The sequence below is a fragment of the Paenibacillus alginolyticus DSM 5050 = NBRC 15375 genome (assembly GCF_000422905.1).
Lineage (GTDB): Bacteria > Bacillota > Bacilli > Paenibacillales > NBRC-103111 > Paenibacillus_E > Paenibacillus_E alginolyticus.
On record NZ_AUGY01000001.1, the window covers coordinates 115,439 to 137,657 of the forward strand.

Below are 22,219 nucleotides of genomic sequence, written 5' to 3' on the forward strand. Positions count from 1 at the left end.
ATGGCTGTGGGGACGGTTCCAACGGTAAAAATTTGTGGACTTCAAAGCGTTGAAGTGTTAAAATCAATCGTGCATTTGCCGATAGATCATATCGGTTTAGTTTTCGCACCGAGCAAGCGGCAAGTCACGGCAGAGAAGGCTGCAGAACTGATTTCTTTTTTGAAATCAGAAGAGGCAAATGGTGTGTTTGTCCCACTAACTGTAGGGGTATTCGTGAATCCGAGCAAGGAGGATTTAACGGACATTCTGGAGGTGGCTCCACTTGATGTCGTCCAGTTACATAGTCAGGAAACACCTGACTTTTGCCGATGGGTTCGAGAACATTTACAGGTGCAAGTATTCAAGTCCGTTTCGATTTCCAAAACAGAAAATAAAGTCCCTGATTTAGAGGATGTAGCCGCGCAGCTGGACCCTTATATTGGGACTGTCGATGCTGTTTTATTGGATACGTTCGACCCTGTATATGGGGGAGGATCAGGCAAAACCTTTGCTTGGGACTGCATTCCTGTTTATCAGGAGTGGGCGCGTTCAGCAGGAGTAGCGCTGCTTGTAGCAGGCGGACTACAACCTGATAATGTTGATCAACTAGTAACAGCCTATTACCCCGATGGCGTAGATGTTTCCAGCGGCGTTGAGACCGATGGCGTAAAAGATATAGCCAAAATTACAGCATTTGTGGAAAGGGTGACTCGAAAGTGACGCAAGTACCTGACCAGCACGGCAGATTCGGCAAGTTCGGCGGCCGTTATGTTCCCGAGACGTTGATGAATGCTCTGATTGAGCTTGAAGAAGCTTATGAACAATATAAAAATGATCCTGAATTTATTGCCGAGGTGCGCTACCTACAAAAACAATATTCTGGCCGGCCAACACCGCTTTATTATGCAGAGCGACTTTCTGAGCTTTTGGGCGGAGCCAAAATTTATTTGAAGCGTGAGGATTTGAATCATACAGGTGCTCACAAAATTAATAACACCATCGGGCAAGCGGTTCTCGCTAAACGAATGGGTAAGAAGAAGATTATTGCGGAAACTGGAGCTGGGCAGCACGGTGTTGCATCAGCAACGGTTGCTGCTCTAATGGGATTTGAGTGTAAAGTATTCATGGGCGAGGAAGACACGAAGCGTCAGCAGTTAAATGTTTTCCGGATGAAATTGCTTGGCTCTGATGTCATACCTGTTACGTCTGGCACACGTACGCTGAAAGATGCTTGTAATGAAACGCTTCGTTACTGGGTTAGCAACGTTCAGGATACTTATTATATCCTAGGGTCCGTTACAGGACCGCATCCTTATCCCATGATGGTACGTGATTTCCAACGTGTCATTGGCGATGAGTCACGTGAGCAAATCCTTGAAACCGAAGGCCGATTGCCTGATGCTGTCATTGCTTGCGTAGGCGGAGGCAGTAACGCCATGGGTATTTTCTACCCGTTCGTCCAAGACGAATCAGTGAAACTGATTGGCGTGGAAGCGGCTGGCCACGGTATTCATACCGAAGAACATGCTGCAACAATGACCAAGGGAACTCCAGGTGTTTTCCAAGGTTCTCTTAGCTATTTGCTGCAGGATGAGTATGGTCAAGTTCTGCCGGCACATTCCATCTCAGCAGGCTTGGATTATCCTGGGATTGGACCGGAGCATTCCTACCTCAAAGACATCGAGCGAGCAACGTATTATCCAATCACGGATCAGGAAGCACTAGACGCGCTTCAACTGCTTAGTCGCACGGAAGGAATCATTCCAGCCTTAGAGAGTGCACATGCCATTGCTCAAACGGTTAAAATAGCTCCTACCATGTCCAAGGATGAAATTATTATCGTAAATCTTTCCGGACGCGGCGATAAAGATGTTGAGTCCATCATGAGCTATCTCGACACGGGGAGGGAATAAGCGATGAATCGTATTGATAGTCGATTTGCCGAGCTCAAAGAGCGCGGAGAAACAGCGATGATTCCTTTCTTGACCATCGGTGATCCTTCCCTAGAAGCATCCCTTGAGCTTATTCTTGAAATGGAACGTGCAGGTGCCGACTTGATCGAGTTAGGTGTACCTTATTCCGATCCTTTAGCTGACGGTCCTGTGATTCAACGTTCCTCTGAACGTGCTTTACAGCGCAAAATTTCCATTTTTGATGTCATGGACGTCGCTCTTCAGGCAAGAAGCAGAGGTTCTAAGCTGCCTTTTATTCTTTTTACGTATTATAATCCAGTGTTACAGATTGGACTGGATCGTATTTTCAAAGCGATGCAGGAGAATGAAATCAGCGGCATCATTATTCCTGATCTTCCGTTGGAGGAAGACAGTGAGACAAGAGCGATTGCTGAAGCAAATGGGATTCATCTTATCCCGCTGGTTGCGCCAACATCCAATGAGCGCGTTAAGCGAATTGCAGCTGGAGCTCGCGGATTCGTCTACTGTGTGTCTTCATTAGGTGTAACAGGCGAGCGCGCCGAATTCTTCGGAGGCATTGAGGAATTCCTTGCAACCGTACGGGAAGCAGCCAGTGTTCCGATTGTCGTCGGCTTTGGTATTTCGAATCGTGAGCAAGTTAAGCGCTTTGAGAGTCTTTGTGACGGTGTCGTAGTAGGCAGTGCGATTGTACGAACGATTGAGAACGTACTGCCTCATCTTGAGGCTGATGCTGCACATCCGGAAGGACTCTTGCAAATTCGTAACTTTGTGGGACAATTAAAACGTTCGGATAACTAATTGACGAGGTGACTATCATGAAACCGAAACAAACGATTGTACATTTACCTGTCTATCAACCAGGTAAGCCTATTGAAGAAGTGAAACGTGAGCTAGGTTTGACAGAAGTGATTAAGCTGGCATCGAACGAAAACCCTTTCGGCTCCTCGCCCAAAGTAAAAGCAGCGATAGAAGCGGAATTATCCAACATCAGCTTGTATCCTGATGGGGGAGCTGTTCAATTGACAGAAGCGGTTGCTGAATCCCTTGGCGTGGCAACGAATCAGCTTATTTTTGGCGCAGGCTCTGATGAAGTTATTCTGATGCTGGCGCGGGCTTTCCTTGTTCAAGGTGACGAATCCGTTATGGCTTCACACACGTTCCCTCAGTACAAGCATAACTGTGAAATCGAAGGGGCTGTGTCCATTGAGGTTCCTTTGAAAGAAGGAACACATGATTTGGATGGCATGCTTGCTGCCATTACGGAACGTACGAAAATCGTTTGGATTTGTAACCCGAACAATCCGACAGGGACGATGAATACCGATGCGGAGATTAAGGCGTTTTTGGCCAAAGTTCCAGATCATGTTATCGTCGTTCTAGACGAAGCTTACTGTGAGTACAACACGACAGGGGAATTCCCGGACAGCATAGAATTAATTGGTCAATACCGCAATGTCATAGCGCTGCGTACTTTCTCGAAAATTTATGGGTTGGCTTCTCTGCGAATTGGTTACGGGATCGGACATCCAGATGTTATTCGATCCATTAATCAAGTGCGGGAACCTTTTAACACGACCAGATTTGCTCAAGCCGCTGCGCTTGCCGCAATTAAAGATCAAGATTTTATCCAAAGTTGCCGAGAAGCAAACACGGCTGGCTTACAATACTTAACAGAAGAGTTCAACAAGATGGGTCTTCAAGCATTTCCGGCACATGGTAACTTCATCATGGTGAATGTTGGCAAGCCAGCTGCGGATGTATTTAATGGTTTGCTGCGCAGAGGTATCATCATTCGCGGAGGTCACATGTTGGGCTTTCCAACGTCGCTTCGCGTTACAATCGGTTCGCGCGAGCAGAATGAGAAAATCATTGCGGCTTTAACGAAAGTGCTAGCTGAGGTTGCAGTTCAGGCCTAATTTAAATCATAAAGGTTGATTTCATTGACGAAAATTGCGATATTCGGTGTAGGGCTGATCGGTGGATCACTCGCCCTATGCTATAAAGGAAAACCAGGATTTACAGTCGTCGGTCACTCACCGAATCCGAAATCAGTTGAAAAACTTCTGAAACGGAATGTTGTTGATACGGCTACAACGAGTATGGCTGAAGCGGTAGAAGGAGCGGACTACATTTTTCTTTGCGTGCCAGTAGGTATGTTAGAGGAATATGTCCAACAGCTCGTGCAGCTCCCTCTGAAAGATGGTTGTATCATTACAGATGTCGGTAGTACTAAAGCTTCAATCACGGAGAGTGCAGCATCCTTTGTCAAGGAAAACGTCTATTTTATCGGCGGTCACCCCATGGCAGGCTCCGAACGTCATGGGGTGGAGGCAGCTTCCTCGCACCTGTTCGAAAATGCGTTCTATGTCCTGACACCGGCAGAGGGTACACCGCAAGCTGAGGTTGATCGTCTGACGGAGCTGCTGAGGAAGACCAAGGCGCAAATTGTTCAAGTAGGTGCCCGCGAACACGATGACATCGTAGGTGCAATCAGCCATTTACCGCATATTATTGCGGTTGCCTTGGTAAATCAAGTAAGAGGCTATAACGAAACGAATCCGTTGTATCAAAATTTGGCTGCAGGCGGCTTCAGGGATATCACGCGTATCGCTTCCAGTGAACCGATGATTTGGCGCGATATTCTTGTTAACAATAAAGACGTCTTGCTTAAACTGCTCAAGGATTGGAATCTAGAAATGTCTCGCTTTATTAAGCTGCTGGAACAAAGTGACGGCGAAGGGATCGCTGAACAATTCCGTTCTGCAGGTGAGTTCCGGAGTCAATTGCCTGAACGCAGAAAAGGGATGATCACGTCCTTATTCGATATTTATGTAGATATTCCAGATCATCCTGGCATCATCGGCCAAATTACCACCTTACTTGGTAACGCTAAAATAAATTTAAGCAACATTCAAATTATTGAAAGCCGTGAAGATGTTCCCGGTGTACTCAGACTTTCATTTCGAAATCAGGAAGACGCCGATCGGGCATCTGGGCTGCTCAGTGGTCCTTACGCTGTGCATGTATAACGCTCATCGTTTTATCATAAATAAGCTGTTTTCTTTCCTTTTTTGCACAATTCGAAAAGAGGAAGGGAGCAGCTTATTTTATTTTTATTAATAGATTCTCAAAGAAAAAGCTTCGTGATATAATGACAATCTATTCATATATATATTACTTGTGGGGCGAACGTGATGAAAATTCAATTGTTATGGAAAAGTATGCTTATTTTGTTAATCGCTTTCATGAATTTCTTACCATCTTTAGTTCGAGCCAACGATGTTGTTTATTCAAATGAAGTTGTTGTTCTGGTTTATCACCATATCGATGATCAAGTACAGGGCTCCGTGACGATTTCGACAACGCTGTTCGAAAAGCAGTTGGAAGCTATGCAGCGGAAAGGCTACCATTTCATTAGCATGGATGAGTTTAAAAGCTTTAAGTCAGAGGGGACGGCAATTCCCGACAATGCGGTACTTGTAACGTTTGATGATGGCTACAAAAGCTTCTATACCAATGCTTTCCCGATACTCAAAAAGATGAAAATACCTGCTGTGAATTTCGTTATTACCAAAGATATGGACAACCCGGGTGGAACACTGTTACCTTCTTTGTCTAGAGAAGAGATTAAGAAGATGAGAAAAGAATTTGCTGGTATTGATTTTCAATGTCATTCGGATGCTCTGCATGCGATGAACAATGGCAAGCCTCTGTTAACCAACAAACTAACACAAAACGGTATAACAGAAACAGACGATGAATTCAAACAAAGAATCCTGAACGATACCCGTACAGGCCTTGCTAAACTCATTGAAGTGAATGGCTCAAAATCCGTCGATTCCTATGCGTATCCTTTCGGAAGCTATGATGATCATACGATTACATATCTTCAGGAAGCAGGAGTTAAGTTTGCCTTTACAACTAAATCAGGTATAACTATGAAGGATACGGATCCTATGCAAATCCCACGTATCAATGCAGGCAGTCCTTTCATTCGTCCACATTCCATAAACAATTTGATTAAACAAGCCAAGAGGCATCAAATACAACCCATTTAATCTTAATAAAATGAGTTGGTAAACGTTTTCAAAATAAGTATTGACAGAATGAAACCGTATACATATAATAAAAGTACAGTATGGTTTCTCTCCACTCCTATCCGATAATCGCACCATAAGTGCAACCGCCGATTCGGCGGTTTTTTTTTGTGTTTATGTACCATATTTTTCTGATTTTATTATATAATGGGAAGGACAGTTTGTTGTGTGCATCTGACACACTGCAAATTGAACTTTATCGAACAATTTGTCGAAACTAGCAGGAATTTCGTGATGAATCAAGAAGGTTTTATAGGCTCATATTTTATTCGTACATAAATTCATAATTCTTTTACAAATAACCGCAACTTTTCACTCCAGCTGCAGTACAACATGTATGAGCAGTTGGAGTGGTACCCGGGATCGATAGGAGGGCCGCCACGTAATGACCGATTCCCAATTGATCAGAGAAATCAAGGATGGAAATGTTCAGATTTACAATGAACTTATGCGTCGTTACGAGCGTAAAATCCTTGCATTTATTTTTCATATGTTAAAGAATACGCAGATGGAAGCCATCGCTGAAGATCTGTGTAACGAAACTTTTTATAAAGCGTATCGCAGTTTGCATTCATTCCGAGAAATCGAGGCATCCTTTTCAACCTGGTTGTACACCATTGCCCGAAATACGGTTCTGAGTGAGCTGCGCAAAAATAAAAGCGTACAAGTATCGCTGGAACAAAGTGGTCTGACGCCACATGCATCCTTTGATGCCATGCCAGAGCAAGCTATGCTGCGTAATGAGAAAGTGACTATGGTTCGCGAAGCTATTAATAGTTTACCAGAGAAACAACGATCGGCCTTGATCCTTAGAGAATACGATCAGATGGATTATCAGGAAATCGCGAACATTTTAGGTCAAACAGTGAGCTCAGTGAAGTCACTCTTGTTTAGAGCAAGGGCATCCGTTAAATTACAACTGGATCCTTATTTCAGTGAACCGATATTCGAAGAATCGAAGGGATGAAAGAGCATGAAATGTAGTGAGATCCAGGAATTATTTGGAGTATATTGGGATTTGCCGAATGATGACCTGCGTCGTGCCGCGGTAGATGAGCATATTTTAACTTGTGCCGAATGTGCAGAAGAATTTCAAATATGGGAAGAAAGTACGATACTCATTCGTACTGCAGCGATCGAGAGTGAGCTGCCTGATTATGAGCCAATGGTTTCGGGTAAGGTTATGAATCGGATATACGGAAATGAGTCATGGCGAATTCCAGTTTCTGAACGTATGTATGCCATCTCTTACACGCTTAGACGGAATCTTACCGCAGTTATTTCTTTTTGTTTAGCCTTATTCGTTTTCAGCTTCTTATTTGCAATTGTGTATGATGGAACGCCACAATCTTCAATAGCAACGGCGGATAATTCTTTGTTTGATCTCCAAGCGCCGCAAGCCTTGAAGAGCAGCGGTACGGAATCGATGAATGGCCATAAGATGGGAGACGCGGTAGCGAGTCTGAATCCTAGTTTCATGGAACCTTTACGCTTCCACGTTGGACCTATTCACTCTTATCCACATTATTTACTGGTTGTTTCGATACTAGGTCTAATTGCAACAATTATTATTATGAATTGGTTGTCACGAACAAAAGCATAATGCTCCTATAGGAGCATTTTTTATTTTATGGACATGTGGAGGGGCAAGCAAATGACAACAATCGGATTCATACGTCATGGGAGTACAGAATGGAATCGTCTTGGTAAGCTTCAAGGGCAGCTAGATACGGATTTGACGGAAGAAGGCAGACAACAGGCTCGGTTACTTGGACTAAGATTAGCTAAAGAAACCTGGGATGGCATTATTAGCAGTGATTTGACGAGAGCAAGAGAAACTGCGCAAATTGTTTCGGATCTATCGGGAATACCTTTAATACGCACGGACAAGAGGCTAAGGGAGCGTAAATATGGACAGGTCGAAGGAACTACCATTGCGGAAAGAGAAGAGCGTTGGGGGCCTAATTGGAAGCTTCAGGAACTAGGTCAAGAGTCGGATGATGAACTATGGAAACGATGGATAGAGCTTGAAGCAGAATTGATTCAGGCCTATCCGAAGGGGAAAATATTATTAATTTCGCATGGTGGTTTCATCGTGCAGATTCTTAGAGTGCTTCGCATGGATAGTGAAGACTTTCTACAGAATACATCACTGACCATTCTACTGCGTCAAGATGAAGGCTGGGAGCTTCAATTATATAACTGTTTAACTCACTTACAATCTATAACTGAATAATGACTATAAAACATGACTTTTTTGAAAGAGTCATGTTTTTTATTTCGATTGGAATATTTTTGGTGAAAAATCCCATAATGGTTACTAGAAACCTCGGAGCTGAAAGCTTCGCTAAATGGGGGATGTAGGATGGAAATGAACCTAGCGGATATGCTCAGTTATGCCGATATCCATGAATTAGGCCGAATTGCTCATACCTACGAGTGTGAGTGTAATGGTCATTCGAAGAATGAATTGATTCAATCGATTTTGAGCACGGCGCTGCGCAGAGAGATTTTCGAGAAGCATATTCAAGGTCTAGCCTTAGAGGATATTCGTTTCTTGAATTCACTGCTTTTCGATCCTCGCAATGCTTTCAGTATTGAAGAACTTATCGCTAGAGTTCAACAATCACGATTTCAGAAGGAGAACTCAGAGGATTGGAATCCTCGGGATATGATCATTAAATTCAAGAAACTTGGATGGTTGTTTAACGGCTATTCCCAGCAAACGAAGTTTTTATTTCATGTCCCGCAAGATCTGAAGCGTAGATTCAGTGATGTTCTAACAGGTCAGTTCAAACAAAGCCTGAAAACAACTAGCGAACCCAATGTATATCGTGATGAGCAACTCCTTATCGTTGATGACATCTATCATTTCTTGACGTTCATCTCTCAAGAACAGGAACTATCGCTCACTGCTGAAGGTTCAATGTACAAAAGACAGCTTCAACAAATTCTCAATCGTTTATCGGTTCAAGAAGAGATGGTAACCAAAGGGACATGGAGATTCGGCTATGGCCGCATGTTTAAAGAGTATCCGAACCGTTTTTCTTTCATCTATGATTATTGCTTTTACAGGCAACTGATTAGTGAGCACTCACAAACACTTCGATTAACAGAAGATGGAAAAGAGCGGCTGATAGAAGGCAGGAAAGAAAACCTATCAGATGTGTATAAGTTCTGGCTGCGCCTTTATAAAAACCCGATTCCGAATGTTCAGACCATTGCAGCCTGGATTGATCGTCTAGGCGGGCAATGGGTGACCATGGCATCTCTAGCTGAGGTGCTTTGCAAGCTTGTTAAACCCTTCTATTATGATACTTCTGAATCGATAGTGGAACAGCGTATTCTACAAATGATGATGCATTTGGGCTTGATTCGGATCGGGGAAGATCAGGAGTATGGAGCTGTAATTCAAGTCACCAAGCTTGGTACGAAAGTCATTCAAGGAACCTTTGTTGCTGAAGAAGATAAAGTCGTCCTCTTTCTGGATAAAGAAAGCAGACTGTTCAAAGAAGATGTCAAATAGATAGGTAAAGACACATTCCTAGTGAATCGGGCGATTGAATGAAGCGGTAATGTACCGAGTGAATATGATGGAGTAGGGGCATACAAAAGGGATTGGCATACACCAAGAAACAGACTTGCATGTTTTTGCGAAAAAGAAGCTCCTGACAAACCGCGGACAACATTTGGAGGTAGGTCTCATGGGAAAAATGAATGTATCTAACGATGCGCTGCTGGCACTTTTCGCGGAAATGGTTTGGGATAATGCCATACGCAAATATAAAGAAGAAAATCTCTATATAGAGATTGACCGCGCTTTAGCCAAGGGAGACCAAACTACGTTCCTAGCTCTTACATCTGAGCTTAAAACGTTACAATCATTGGGTTAATTATTTATGTGGTGGCAGCGATAAACACGTAAAAGAAAGGCATGTGAATCTATTTCACGTGTCTTTTTTGCTGCTTATCGGGTGAAAAAAGAACTAATTCGACGACTCGCGCGTCCATTTAAAGAGCATTATAGAGTCAATTTCATAATTCCAAACCCTTATTTAATTATGAAACTTACTCTTACATCCAAACATAAGGAGACTACGAATGAAAAAAATGATAAAAAATTACCGAATTCGAAAGATCATGCTACCCGTTCTTATGATCACAGGGCTAATTCTAGGAGCTGCATCTGTTTATGCAGCTATTTTATATAACAAGTTGAATCAGACGTTGGATCACATTGCTGCGCCTGAAGCCGCTACAACATCAAACTTAAATGGCGAAAGTAGGGTGCCTGTAACACAAGCAACCAATCCCATAGAGAAGCCGTTAACTTTCCTCCTAACGGCAATAGATGAACGAGAAGGTAATGAAGGCTCGTTGAATACAGATGTCATGATGCTCTTCCGCATTGATCCGAAAACGCATCAAGGAACTGTGGTATCCATACCTAGGGATCTGGAGATTGAAGCTGATAAGTCGGGATTAGACGGATCTCACAAAGCTAATTATTTCTATGCGTATTATTACAATAAAAATAGAGACACAGCCCTATATGAAACGAAAAGATTATTTAGTGATGTTTATCAAGTTCCAATTGATTATATGGCCGTTATTAATTTTGATGGCTTTCGGAAGATGATCGATCAATTAGGTGGAATGACCGTTGACGTGGATATGGATATGCGCTATCAGGACGAAAGTGACGGAACGGATATTCATTTGAATAAAGGAACACAGCAGTTGAATGGCAAGCAAGTATTAGATTTTATTCGTTATCGGAAATCCAATTTGGGCACGGCAGAATCATCTGATTTAGAGCGTAATCAAAGAGAACAGCTAGTACTTAATCAGTTACTAGATAAGTTAACCACATTGAACGGTTTGACAGCTTGGGGAGGAGTGCTTGATATCATTGGAAGCACCATTAAAACGGATATTCCAGCCGATGAGATTCGTACATTGACAAAATCCTACCGAGATTTGAAGCCATCAACCGTTCGCTATATCCAATTAAAAGGTGAATGGGAGAGCCCCTATCTGGTTGTGAAGAAGCAAGATCTAGAGGAAGCATTCGACGCTTTGCGCGGTGAACACTCTGGCGAGCAGATTGACAGGCAGAAAAGGACGGATTAAAGTACAAGATGTGTATCATGACATTACATAGCAAACGTACATTTGGCAAACAATAGGGGAGGACAACTCGTTGAAGTTTAATGATATATCCGCACAAGATTGGCCTGAATTGAAACCGTATTTGGACACTTGTTTACTTCCAATGACGGGGTTGACTGGGTTTGAAGATCCAGCACAAGTGACAATCGCCTTAGAACAGCTTCGAGATGCTCTGGAAACGATTGAAATTCCGTATAAGGGCAGAGTAGTAACCTATCCAGCGCTTCACTACATAACGGGTACGGATATGCGAGAACAATTGAATGCCGTCTCCCTTCATTTAAAAAGAATGGGGTTCCGTTATGTCATCGGTCTTACCATACATACAGAAGCAGCTCTATGGAAAGATGAGCAGACGGATTTGCTGATTGTTGTCGATATGGAGCAATGGACGAGCCAATCGGAACTAATCAAATCAAGCATTTCCAAACAAGTACAAGAACTATGGCAGCAGAACGATTAACTTTAAACAGATAAGCGTATTAATGGAAAAAAAGTTGTGCAGGATAAGGGGAGAAATTAATTTCTTTAGCTTCCAAAAAGTTGTGACAATTTCGTTAAAATTTGTCCGATGGCCGAGATTTCAACCGATGAAAAGGAGTTATGGATTCTTGACGACCTAGTAGACGTAGGCTATTATTAGTAATGTCCTAGTTATGTAGTGTAATGTCGAACGACACGTGATAGAGGTAACTGATGTCCGAGAGGGTTCGGACTTCGGCCAATGTAGGAGGGTAGACCTGAGAATGAGTGATCATAACAATCACAAAGAAGAACAGCATGGGAAGAAGCCCGGGACCAAACGCGAAATGTCTCGTCGACAATTTCTTTCTTACACCCTTGGTGGCGCTGGTGGATTCATGGGAGCCGGTATTATTATACCGATGATACGGTTTGCTATTGATCCTGTCCTTCAAAAGAAAAGTGCTTCGGATTGGGTTAAAGTTGTCGAAGAAAGTAAAATTACAAATGTTCCACAAGCGTTTACGTTCCAAATTCATCAGGTTGACGGCTGGTACGAAAGCGATGCTGAACTGGTTGCATGGATTTCCAAAGACAAGAGCGGCAAGCTCTTTGCGTTGAATCCAACTTGTAAGCATCTTGGATGTACAGTTAACTGGAACGATAATCCTGCTTACAAAGATCAGTATTTCTGTCCTTGTCACGGTGCTCACTATACGCAAGATGGTAAGAACCTTGCTGTAGCGCCAAAGCCTTTGGATGAGTACACGACCAAAGTAGAGAATGGCTTCGTTTATGTGGGCCAACTACATGCTAACACAAGAGTATAAGGAGGCGTCAGCATCAGATGTTTAAAAACGTATACAACTGGATTGACGAACGTCTTGATATTACGCCAATGTGGAGGGATGTAGCAGACCACGAGGTTCCAGAGCACGTAAACCCTGCTCATCATTTTTCCGCTTTCGTATATTGCTTCGGCGGATTGACGTTTTTCATTACAGTCATTCAAATTTTGTCAGGTATGTTCTTAACTATGTATTACACACCTGATATTATCAACGCGTATGCCAGCGTTGACTATTTACAACATAAAGTGGCTTTCGGTGTTATTGTTAGAGGTATGCACCATTGGGGAGCCAGCTTAGTAATTGTCATGATGTTTTTACATACCCTGCGCGTGTTCTTCACAGGCTCTTATAAAGCACCCCGTGAAATGAACTGGGTTGTAGGCATGTTGATTTTCTTCGTTATGTTAGGTCTTGGTTTTACCGGATACCTGCTTCCATGGGATAACAAAGCGTATTTCGCTACACAAGTAGGTATGAAGATCGCAGCAGCGGTACCGTTCGCGGGCCCTTATATTGAAACATTGCTGCAAGGTGGAAGCATTGTTGGCGCTCAAACATTGACTCGTTTCTTCGCCATCCACGTATTCTTCCTGCCGGGCGTTCTGCTAGCTTTGCTTGCTGGACATTTCTTCATGATTCGCAAACAAGGTATTTCCGGACCGCTATAATTGAAAGGAGGGTCAATGCGTGGCGCATGGTCATAAGTCAGACGAAAAAATCGTTTATGTGGGAGATTCCCGCGTAATTAAAAAAACACAAGAGCAACGACTGATTCCTAAAGATTATTCTGCATATCCGGGGAAATCAGAAGCGTTCATACCAAACTTCTTGTTGAAAGAATGGATGGTTGGTGTCGTCGTATTGGTCGGTATGCTTGTACTGGTCATGTCGGATCCAGCTCCGCTAGGCTACCCTGCGGATCCTAAGAACACAGCGTTCATTCCAATGCCGGATTGGTATTTCTTATTCATGTATCAATTATTGAAATACCCATATACATCAGGAGATTATGTTGTTCTTGGTGCGGTTGTAGTACCTGGTTTACTGTTCGGCGGCTTGCTGCTTGCTCCTTTCTTGGATACAGGTAAAGAGCGTCGTTTCTACAGAAGACCAATTGCTTCAAGCTTGATGATTTTATCTCTTATCGCTTGTACGTATTTGACGTATACATCTTGGTCTCATTACCAAGTAGAATTGAAAGATAAAAACATCGTTCCAGAGCACATTAAGCGTGAGGAAGAGATGCACGCTAAAAAAGGTGCAGCTGCTGGTGGCGGCGGCGCTGCGAAGGATACGAAGAAAACTGCAGCAATCGTTGCAGCGGATGATCCTGGTGCAGAGATTTACAAGAAAGCAACTTGCTTATCTTGTCACGGTGCTGGACTTAAAGGGATGCCTGCTTCAGGTGTACCTGCCTTACTTGGTGTTGGCGATAAGCATCCTCAAGATGAAATTCTTGGAATTATCAAAAACGGTAAGGGTAACATGGGTAAACAATACCAAGCTAACATTGATAAAGGCTTATCTGATGCCGATATCACAAAGCTTGCGGAGTGGCTATCCAAACAAAAGGCCCAATAAAATAGGAAAACCTGATCGCGAGAGCGGTCAGGTTTTTTTAGATAAGTTCGTACAAGAGGAGGAGCTTACTTGCAGCAAGGGTTGTCCGTTTCCTATTTTTGGAGTAAGGATTTTCTGCTTAGCAAAAAGATGTTGTGGGCGTTTTTTATTTCAAACCTTCTAGGAACTATTTATGGTTATGAGTGGTACTGGGCACAGATGGTCGATACGATTGCTAATTACCCTGCTTGGTACGTATATTTTGTTCCAGACAGTCCAACAGCTAGCTTGTTTTTCACTCTTTCAATCGGCTTTCTGCTGATGGACCGTTCTTTGGAACAGCAACCTAGTAAGCTTTATCGTGCTATTCGCGGGTTTGTTGAGGCATTCGCATTGATTACTTCCTTTAAATATGGAATCTGGGCAGTTACTATGATTTGGGCTGGTGCTTGGCAAGGAGTTCCAGTCGGCTGGGATGGTTGGATGTTGACGGCTTCCCATTTGGCCATGGCTGTGGAAGCGCTGCTATTTGTTCGATGGTACCGGTACAGGCTAACGGCTATTATCTTAGTTGCCATTTGGACATTTTGGAACGATTTCATGGATTATGAAAGAGGTGTTTTTCCAAGATTACCTGATGTACTTGTGGACAATTATTTAAATAACATCGAGTGGTTCACAGTAGGGTTAAGTGTGACAGGCATTTTGATAGCTATTGTATGCCTGCTTACCCGCAAGAAAAGAAGTACATAACCGCATAGCAGCTGGTCTAAATTGGGACAAACCTCCATATGATGATGGTGAAGGAGGGGATGTCCCATGTTTAATTGTTCCGGTATGAAATGGTTAACGACCACACTTCTGCTGGCAGCCGTTATTAGTATAAGCTCAGCTTGTGGAGTTAGCACGAGTACAAGCGGACAAGCCGCTAAGCCAATAGATTCTGAACAAGTAGAGCGGATAGCGTTTTTGAACCAAATTGCCGATGATATGTACAAACAAACCATGGATGGTCAAGTCATTGAAGCGAGAAATAAGCTGATGCAAATGTCTGATCAGATACCTAAGATTCATTTCGAAGGGATTACATCTGTTGAGGGGTTAAATGCTTTAACAGAGACGATTACACAAGCGAAAAGGGTTTACAATGCGGCAGCCTATTCGCCAGAAGAAGGGCAAATCGCTGTTGCCAAAATACGGCTTGCCACAGATGCCTTAACGCATAAGAACCAGCCCATGTGGCTGCAATATTATAAACTGCTGCAAAATGATACAAATATCCTGAATGAGGCCGTTAAAGCGAATAAACAGAAGGAGGCAGTGGCGAATTTCGGTAAACTCTCGCAGCATATTGCCATTATCCATCCTTCCTTGCTGATTAGCCGAGACGCAGCTTCCGTCGAAAAGCTGGATTCGCTGCTTGCTTTTATCCGCACGAATTTGAATAGTCAGCCTATGTCGGTTCGACAATTGGAATCAGGGCTTGACCATTTAAATCACGTTTTGGATGATTTGTTCATGAAGAACAAGGATGCCATCGCTTTCGTGCCAATAACAGACCCTAGGCAGCCTATCATTTGGTCGTTAGGTATAGGTCTCATTATAGTCAGTGTGCTATCCTTTGTTGGATGGAGAATGTACCAATCTGGACGACATATTGTACATGTTAAGCAAACAAAAGAAGGCGAAAATAGATAGAACATAAAAGTGGGTTGAGCAAGCTATAATAGCTGCTCAACCCACTTTTTACGTTAGTGTTTTTTAAATCCTTCACCAATAACATCATGTACTTCACCAATAATGATGAATGCACTAGGATCCATTGCATGAATGAGCTCTCGAAGCCTTCTCGTTTCGTGGCGGTAGACGACACAATAGACAACTTCCTTATTATTGCCGGAGTAGGCTCCCCTAGCTGGGAATAAAGTCACTCCTCTGTCAAGTTCCGTAGTAATGGCTTGTGCTAACTGATTTGCTTGATCGCTAATAATGGTAAATACTTTGGCAGCGTAAGCGCCTTCGGAAATATAATCAATAAGCCGAGAGCTTACGAAGACGGCAACAAGTGAATATAAGACCTTCTCTTTTGGTAAGTAGATTAACGAAGAGCCAATGACGATGACGTCAATAATAAGGATAACTTGGCCAACACTCCAGCCTCTCTTCTTATTGCCGATATGAGCCAAGATGTCAGAGCCGCCCGTAGTACCTCCGAAACGGAAGACAAGTCCAAGTCCTGCCCCGAGTGTAATACCCGCATATAGAGTCGCTAGAAAGTAATCCTGAGTGGTGTGAAAAGGGATTAGCCATTCTTTTTTAATGAGCAGCTCCATGATCCATAGAAAGAAAGACAACGAAACGACGCCGAAGATGGTGTAAAGCATCCGTCCTTTACCAAAATTCTTCCATCCGATATAAAACAAAGGAATATTAATCAACAGGGTAGATAGGGAAGGTGGGACATTTAGTACATATTTGAGCAGCAAGGAAACACCTGTAACCCCGCCCTCCATTAATTCATTAGAAATAACAAAATAGTGCAAACCAAACGCATAAATAGCCGTGCCGATCATGATTGCAACTACATTCGTAAATCGATCAGCAAATCGTTCCTTGAATCTCATTCCTGTTCCTCCAAATACTTGATGGGTTTAGCCAAAAAAATTTGTCAACTTTTCTTCTATAGTTTAACATAGTAATGATAGCTCGGTGAAGATGATGGAAAGAAGGGTGAACATGTCCGAACGTACTCTTAAAGATATACAACAAGAGGTTGACACTTATATTTCCCAGTTCAAGGAAGGATATTTCAGTCCTTTAGCTATGCTAGCCAGAATGTCAGAGGAAGTTGGTGAATTAGCCCGAGAAGTGAACCATACATACGGTGAAAAGCCAAAAAAAAGCACGGAAGAAGACAATTCTATAGAGCTTGAACTCGGTGATATTCTATTCATTACCATCTGTTTCGCGAACTCTTTGGGTATTGATTTGACGGAAGCGCATGATAAAATCATGCATAAATTCAACACGCGGGACGCGGGTCGATGGACTAAAATTAACACCGAAACTACATAAGCTTCATAAACTATACCATCCCCAATAACAGGAGACTCGATTTCGGGTAGAGGAGGATGGGCAGATGAATGGAGAAACTCAAATACAGAAAGCGTACGAATCCATACTTGGTCATGATTTTGAAAAAGCCATTGAATGGTTTGAAAAAGCGATAGCTGAAGAACCAAACAATGCTGCCTATCACTACAAGCTATCGATTACCTTCGCAAGAAGCAACAAATTGTTAAAAGCCATAGAGCATGCTTCTAAGGCACTAGAATTGGTTAAAGATAATGAAGCTTATCGTTATCATTTGCAAGTGCTGCATGCAAGAAAATTAGTTGAGAAAGCACAAAAACAGCTGAGTACCCAATCTGAGCATTCGGAAAGCACGATTTTCTTACTAAAAGAAGCGATTGCTCTTGATCCTCTGGCTATTGAAGCGTATCTTATTCTAGGAGAAGCATTTGCTTTTCGAAAGGATTATGGGAGAGCGTATCAAACCGTTATGGAAGCGGTGCGGTTGGAGCCTCACCATGAAATTGCCAGACAGCATGCGGCTCTCTATCAACAAAAGATGAAATTATAGGCTTGAAACATACAAAAAGGAGATATTCTCAACATGGATCGTAAAATTCGAGTTGCCGTTATTGGTGCAAGTGGAAGAATGGGGCGAGAGGTCGTGAAGACCGTACTCACAGAGTCCGATATGGAATTGGTGGCGGGGGTTAACCGCTCCTCCGGTCCAATTGATTTAGGAAGGATGGTAGGATTTGAAGAATGTGGGGTTCAAATGAGCAATGATTTGGAGCAGGCACTCACAGAATCCAGACCAGACGTTTTAGTAGATTTTACAGGACCGCAAACAGCGGTTTCACATACAAACTTGGCTATTCGCCTTGGAATTCGCCCAGTAATGGGTACAACAGGATTTACGCCGGAAGCTATTGCTGAATTGGACAAGCAGTGCCAGGAAAGTGGAATTGGCGGAATCATAGCACCGAATTTCTCAATTGGAGCTATACTTATGATGAGATTTGCGGCTCAAGCGGCAAAATACTTTCCAAATCTTGAAATCATTGAGTATCACGGGGATCAAAAGCTGGACGCGCCTTCAGGAACGGCTGTGAAAACCGCGGAGCTTATCTCCGAAGTTAGAGGAGAGCTTCGTCAAGGCAATCCGAAAGAAGAAGAAACAATTGAAGGTTCGCGCGGCGGGTATTACAATGGATTTAGAATACATAGCGTTCGACTGCCTGGCGTCTTTGCTCAGCAGGAAGTAATTATGGCGGAGCAGGGCCAAGCGCTCAAAATTAGACATGACTCCTATGATCGTGCAGCTTATATGCCTGGCGTCGCGATTGCTGTACGTAAAGTGATGACATATAGCGGAATGATTTATGGATTCGAGCATTTTATAGATTAAAGAGCCCTAGGGGAGTGGAAGTTAAGATGTTAAAGATTGCGTTAATTGCCCATGATCGCAAGAAAGATGAAATGGTGAACTTCGTTACCGCGTATGAACATGTATTCGAAGGTCATAAGCTATATGGAACAGGTACGACAGCACAGCGCATTATGGATGGCACGAAATTAGACGTACATCGATTTATGTCAGGTCCACTTGGGGGCGACCAGCAAATTGGTGCATTGGTAGCGGAAAATGAGATGGATTTTATTATTTTCCTGCGCGATCCATTAATGGCTCAACCACATGAACCGGACATTATTGCTCTTCTGCGTTTATGTGATGTTCAAGGAATTCCTTGCGCCACGAATGTAGCAACAGCTGAACTCCTCGTCAGAGCGCTGGACCGCGGTGATTTCGCTTGGAGAGAGTTAGTACATAAATATAAGCCAGGTATTGAATAAGATGAGCGAAACTCTCGATATTCTTATATTTGGCGCACATGCAGATGATGCTGAGATTGGAATGGGGGCCACCATTGCCAAACATACCAAGTCTGAGCTTAAGGTTGGACTTTGTGATTTAACCTATGCCGAAATGTCCTCCAATGGCACAGTGGAAACAAGACTCGAGGAAGCTGAACTAGCTGCAAGTATTCTGGGCGTGAAGGTACGTACGAATCTGGGACTGCCGGATCGAGGATTAGTTGCCACGCAGGCAAATATTGAGCGGATTACGCAAGAAATCCGTAAATTCAAGCCGAGAATCGTGTTTGCGCCCTACTGGCAGGACCGGCATCCAGACCATGTGGCCTGTTCGGGGCTGGTTCAGGAAGCTGTTTTTAACGCAAAGCTTCGCAAGTATTTGCCTGATTCAGAGCCTGTGAATGTGGAGCAGCTGTACTTTTATTTTATAAATGATGTATACGAAGCTGATCTTATGGTAGATGTAACCGATTATTACGATGATAAAATTGCTTCACTGAGCGCTTACCGCTCACAATTTATAACAGGTCAAGGTACGGTTGCCACGCCTTTAAATCAGGGCTATATCGAAAGAGTTGAAGCTCGAGATCGCGTATTAGGTCAAAAGCGTTTGTTAAAATATGCAGAAGGTTTCGTTTCTAAGCTGCCGTTCGTGGTAGATCGATTCGTTTGATCGGAAAAGAGGTGCATGATGAAAGATAAACTCAAGATTGGAATTACTTGTTATCCGACTTTAGGTGGCTCAGGTGTTGTTGCTACGGAACTTGGCAAGCTGCTTGCCGAAAAAGGGCACGAGGTTCATTTTATTACACACAGCATGCCTTTTCGTTTGGGCAAATTTCATAAAAATATTTTTTATCATGAAGTGGAAGTTAGTCAATATTATGTCTTTCGGTATCCGCCTTATGACCTTTCTCTCGCCAGTAAGCTAGCGCAGGTCGCCAAGATGGAGGAACTGGATTTACTTCATGTTCATTATGCCATTCCTCATGCCGTGTGTGCACTTCTGGCGAAACAGATGGTTGGAACTAAGCTCAAGGTTGTCACGACACTCCATGGAACCGACATAACCGTTCTAGGACAGGATCAATCCATTTCCGACTTGATTCGTTATGCGATTAATGAAAGCGATGCGGTTACAGCGGTTTCGAAGGATTTAATCAAAGAAACAAGAGAATTATTGGATATTGATCGTGACATCGATCTAACTTATAATTTCGTCGATAAACGGGTGTATTACCCGCGTGATATAACGAAGCTTAGAGGCGAGTTTGCCCGGCCTGATGAGAAGATTCTGATTCATATTTCTAATTTTAGACCTGTCAAGCGGGTGCAGGATGTCATTGATATTTTTGCAAAAGTCAGCAAGGAGATTCCGTCGCGTCTCTTGTTCGTAGGAGAAGGTCCTGATCTGTCCAAAATGATTGCTAAAGTTAAGGAACTAGGTCTCACTGATAAGGTCACGTTCTGCGGTAAACAGGATGATGTAGCGCAGGTGATTTCCCTTGCCGACGTGATGCTGCTTCCATCGGAAAAAGAGAGCTTCGGTTTAGTGGCTCTAGAAGCAATGGCATGCGGAGTACCAACAATCGGCTCCAATGCCGGCGGGATTCCCGAGCTCATCACGCACGGTGAAACCGGCTATTTAGCAGATGTTGGGGATACTGATAAAATGGCTGAACATGTCGTAAATTTGCTTAGCAATCAAGTATTGTATGAGCGAGTATCGCAGAATTGCCTAACTCGTGCTCGACATACCTTCTGTAATGACATAACTACGGTTCAATATGAGGAAATTTATTATCGCGTGTTGGGCAGAGAACTGCCAAAATCTCATCGTATTACAGCTTCGTCCTGTCAATAAAAGGACGTTAGCAGGTTAGGAGTAACATGTCGGATGTTGTTAAAGCAAAAGTAATAGATCCTGGAGCTTCTATCGTTCTCACTAAGCTTACGGAAGCTGGTTATGAGGCGTATCTTGTAGGTGGCTGCGTTCGTGATGCTGTTCTTGGCAGACCGATCAAGGACATCGACATTGCGACGTCTGCATTGCCTGAGCAGGTGATGTCGTGTTTCCCGCGGACGGCGCCAACGGGTCTGCAGCACGGTACCGTAACGGTTATCCTGTCACAGGGGACGTACGAGGTGACGACGTTTCGCAAGGAAACCGAGTATGAGGGCTTCCGCCGCCCGACTTCCGTCGAATACATTTCGGATTTGACGGAGGATTTGAAGCGGCGCGATTTTACGATGAACGCAATGGCGATGGACGCAGCGGGTGTTGTATTGGATCCTTTCGCAGGGCAACAGGATCTGGGCTTAGGTGTGCTCCGCTGCGTGGGGGCTGCAGAGGAACGATTCGGCGAAGATGCGCTGCGCATGCTTCGCTGTGTTCGTTTTGCCTCGACCTATGGATTGGAGGTCGAGGCGAGTACGTGGCAGGCGCTGCTTGCGCAAGCTCCGCTGCTGCGCCACATCGCCATGGAGCGCGTGCGCAGCGAGCTGCAGCGCATGATCGAAGGCCCAGCCCCCGCACGGGCTGTGCGGTTACTACTGGCGAGCCGCCTCACGGCGCACCTCAAAAAGCAGCTGCCGCTGCCTTTTGAGCAATGGCTCGCCTGGGATGACGCGCTGGACGCTGTCAGCGCGCTGGAAGGGCAGCATGACCGCTGGGCCATGCTGCTCATGCTTCTGGAGATGCCGGCGGACACGGTCCGCACGGCGCTCCAGGAGCTGACCTTCTCCCGCGCCGATTGCCAAGCGGTCGTGGCGGTGCTGGCCCTGCGCGAGGCTGTGGCCGCGCAGCTTATGAGCGGCGGCGCTTCGCAGGACGCCGCATTCGTGCAGGACCCGGCTCCGCTGGAGCGGGTCTGGAAGCTTGGCGCGGTGCGCAGCGGCGAAGCCGCTGCCCGCGCGCTTCTGCGGCTGCTGCGCGTGCTGCCGCAATGCACGGAGCAGCGCGGCGAGCTCGCGCGCTTCCTGCAGACCGCCGCGCCGGTGCTGCTGCGACGCGGGGAGGCTTGGCTGAAGGAGGTCCCCTGCTTCAGCCTGAAGGAACTTGCCATATCCGGCACGGATTTGGCGGTGGAGCTTGGCCGGCAGCCGGGCCCATGGATGGGCATGCTGCTGCAGCAGCTCCTTGAACGAACCGCGCTCGGTGAAATTGCGAACGAGCGAGAATCACTTTTACTAGCCGCGCGTGCTGCGAAGTAGCAGC

The 22,219-nt window shown here is 44.3% G+C and carries 26 protein-coding genes; 25 read left to right on the plus strand and 1 reads right to left on the minus strand.

The features are described 5' to 3' along the window. From G519_RS0100660 to G519_RS41230, 18 genes are all read left to right on the plus strand, one after another. Positions 1 to 699, plus strand: a complete 699-nt coding sequence (locus G519_RS0100660) for a phosphoribosylanthranilate isomerase (RefSeq protein WP_036631720.1) — start codon at positions 1 to 3, stop codon at positions 697 to 699. Next, complete coding sequence (gene trpB, locus G519_RS0100665; protein WP_029193026.1) at positions 696 to 1,892, plus strand: tryptophan synthase subunit beta; 1,197 nt, start codon at positions 696 to 698, stop codon at positions 1,890 to 1,892. The genes G519_RS0100660 and trpB overlap by 4 nt, the downstream gene beginning before the upstream one ends. A 3-nt stretch (positions 1,893 to 1,895) precedes the next feature. Then, a complete protein-coding gene (gene trpA, locus G519_RS0100670; RefSeq protein ID WP_029193027.1) occupies positions 1,896 to 2,711 on the plus strand; it encodes a tryptophan synthase subunit alpha in 816 nt (271 codons plus the stop codon). A gap of 17 nt (positions 2,712 to 2,728) precedes the next feature. Continuing rightward, positions 2,729 to 3,829 carry a histidinol-phosphate transaminase gene (gene hisC, locus G519_RS0100675; RefSeq protein ID WP_029193028.1) on the plus strand — a complete coding sequence of 367 codons (1,101 nt, stop codon included), beginning with the start codon at positions 2,729 to 2,731 and terminating at the stop codon, positions 3,827 to 3,829. 24 nt (positions 3,830 to 3,853) lie between these two features. Continuing rightward, entirely contained in the window at positions 3,854 to 4,942 is a 1,089-nt protein-coding gene (locus G519_RS0100680; protein WP_029193029.1) for a prephenate dehydrogenase, read from the plus strand. A gap of 165 nt (positions 4,943 to 5,107) precedes the next feature. Continuing rightward, entirely contained in the window at positions 5,108 to 5,971 is an 864-nt protein-coding gene (locus tag G519_RS41220) for a polysaccharide deacetylase family protein (RefSeq protein WP_036631721.1), read from the plus strand. 424 nt (positions 5,972 to 6,395) lie between these two features. Continuing rightward, positions 6,396 to 6,977: an RNA polymerase sigma factor gene (locus G519_RS0100690; protein WP_029193030.1), complete on the plus strand. Its 582-nt coding sequence runs from the start codon at positions 6,396 to 6,398 to the stop codon at positions 6,975 to 6,977. Positions 6,978 to 6,983: 6 nt separating this feature from the next. Continuing rightward, entirely contained in the window at positions 6,984 to 7,613 is a 630-nt protein-coding gene (locus G519_RS0100695) for an anti-sigma factor family protein (protein ID WP_029193031.1), read from the plus strand. Between the two features lie 51 nt (positions 7,614 to 7,664). After that, positions 7,665 to 8,246, plus strand: coding sequence for a histidine phosphatase family protein (locus G519_RS0100700; RefSeq protein ID WP_029193032.1), 582 nt, complete (start codon positions 7,665 to 7,667; stop codon positions 8,244 to 8,246). 135 nt (positions 8,247 to 8,381) lie between these two features. Continuing rightward, positions 8,382 to 9,536 (plus strand): hypothetical protein, encoded by a 1,155-nt coding sequence (locus tag G519_RS0100705; RefSeq protein WP_029193033.1) that lies wholly within the window; start codon positions 8,382 to 8,384, stop codon positions 9,534 to 9,536. Between the two features lie 178 nt (positions 9,537 to 9,714). Further along, positions 9,715 to 9,903, plus strand: a complete 189-nt coding sequence (locus tag G519_RS0100710) for an IDEAL domain-containing protein (protein ID WP_029193034.1) — start codon at positions 9,715 to 9,717, stop codon at positions 9,901 to 9,903. Positions 9,904 to 10,111: 208 nt separating this feature from the next. After that, positions 10,112 to 11,143, plus strand: a complete 1,032-nt coding sequence (locus G519_RS41225) for an LCP family protein (RefSeq protein WP_051252980.1) — start codon at positions 10,112 to 10,114, stop codon at positions 11,141 to 11,143. Positions 11,144 to 11,213: 70 nt separating this feature from the next. Further along, a complete protein-coding gene (locus G519_RS0100720) occupies positions 11,214 to 11,645 on the plus strand; it encodes a DUF2487 family protein (RefSeq protein ID WP_029193035.1) in 432 nt (143 codons plus the stop codon). Between the two features lie 283 nt (positions 11,646 to 11,928). After that, complete coding sequence (locus G519_RS0100725) at positions 11,929 to 12,474, plus strand: QcrA and Rieske domain-containing protein (protein WP_029193036.1); 546 nt, start codon at positions 11,929 to 11,931, stop codon at positions 12,472 to 12,474. A 17-nt stretch (positions 12,475 to 12,491) separates the two neighbouring features. Then, complete coding sequence (qcrB, locus tag G519_RS0100730) at positions 12,492 to 13,163, plus strand: menaquinol-cytochrome c reductase cytochrome b subunit (protein ID WP_029193037.1); 672 nt, start codon at positions 12,492 to 12,494, stop codon at positions 13,161 to 13,163. Between the two features lie 19 nt (positions 13,164 to 13,182). Further along, entirely contained in the window at positions 13,183 to 14,076 is an 894-nt protein-coding gene (locus G519_RS0100735; RefSeq protein WP_029193038.1) for a menaquinol-cytochrome c reductase cytochrome b/c subunit, read from the plus strand. 69 nt (positions 14,077 to 14,145) lie between these two features. Further along, a complete protein-coding gene (locus G519_RS0100740) occupies positions 14,146 to 14,808 on the plus strand; it encodes a DUF1405 domain-containing protein (protein ID WP_244279970.1) in 663 nt (220 codons plus the stop codon). A 66-nt stretch (positions 14,809 to 14,874) separates the two neighbouring features. After that, the gene (locus tag G519_RS41230) at positions 14,875 to 15,753 is read left to right on the plus strand and encodes a sporulation protein YpjB (RefSeq protein ID WP_051252981.1); all 879 of its coding nucleotides are present in this window, start codon (positions 14,875 to 14,877) and stop codon (positions 15,751 to 15,753) included. Positions 15,754 to 15,806: 53 nt separating this feature from the next. On the opposite strand, the gene G519_RS0100750 is transcribed toward G519_RS41230, so the two are convergent. Further along, complete coding sequence (locus G519_RS0100750; RefSeq protein WP_029193040.1) at positions 15,807 to 16,679, minus strand: YitT family protein; 873 nt, start codon at positions 16,677 to 16,679, stop codon at positions 15,807 to 15,809. A gap of 112 nt (positions 16,680 to 16,791) precedes the next feature. Between G519_RS0100750 and G519_RS0100755 the strand changes: the two genes are divergently transcribed. The 7 genes from G519_RS0100755 (at position 16,792) to G519_RS0100785 (ending at position 22,215) form a co-directional block, all read left to right on the plus strand. Next, a complete protein-coding gene (locus G519_RS0100755; protein WP_029193041.1) occupies positions 16,792 to 17,130 on the plus strand; it encodes a nucleotide pyrophosphohydrolase in 339 nt (112 codons plus the stop codon). Positions 17,131 to 17,194: 64 nt separating this feature from the next. Next, the gene (locus G519_RS0100760; protein WP_029193042.1) at positions 17,195 to 17,698 is read left to right on the plus strand and encodes a tetratricopeptide repeat protein; all 504 of its coding nucleotides are present in this window, start codon (positions 17,195 to 17,197) and stop codon (positions 17,696 to 17,698) included. Positions 17,699 to 17,731: 33 nt separating this feature from the next. Beyond that, positions 17,732 to 18,535 carry a 4-hydroxy-tetrahydrodipicolinate reductase gene (dapB, locus tag G519_RS0100765; RefSeq protein WP_029193043.1) on the plus strand — a complete coding sequence of 268 codons (804 nt, stop codon included), beginning with the start codon at positions 17,732 to 17,734 and terminating at the stop codon, positions 18,533 to 18,535. A 26-nt stretch (positions 18,536 to 18,561) separates the two neighbouring features. Beyond that, a complete protein-coding gene (locus tag G519_RS0100770) occupies positions 18,562 to 18,981 on the plus strand; it encodes a methylglyoxal synthase (RefSeq protein WP_029193044.1) in 420 nt (139 codons plus the stop codon). A gap of 1 nt (position 18,982) precedes the next feature. Beyond that, positions 18,983 to 19,675: a bacillithiol biosynthesis deacetylase BshB1 gene (bshB1, locus tag G519_RS0100775; RefSeq protein ID WP_029193045.1), complete on the plus strand. Its 693-nt coding sequence runs from the start codon at positions 18,983 to 18,985 to the stop codon at positions 19,673 to 19,675. 18 nt (positions 19,676 to 19,693) lie between these two features. After that, positions 19,694 to 20,866 (plus strand): N-acetyl-alpha-D-glucosaminyl L-malate synthase BshA, encoded by a 1,173-nt coding sequence (gene bshA / locus G519_RS0100780; protein WP_029193046.1) that lies wholly within the window; start codon positions 19,694 to 19,696, stop codon positions 20,864 to 20,866. 26 nt (positions 20,867 to 20,892) lie between these two features. Continuing rightward, a complete protein-coding gene (locus G519_RS0100785) occupies positions 20,893 to 22,215 on the plus strand; it encodes a CCA tRNA nucleotidyltransferase (protein ID WP_029193047.1) in 1,323 nt (440 codons plus the stop codon). The last annotated feature ends 4 nt before the right edge of the window (positions 22,216 to 22,219 follow it).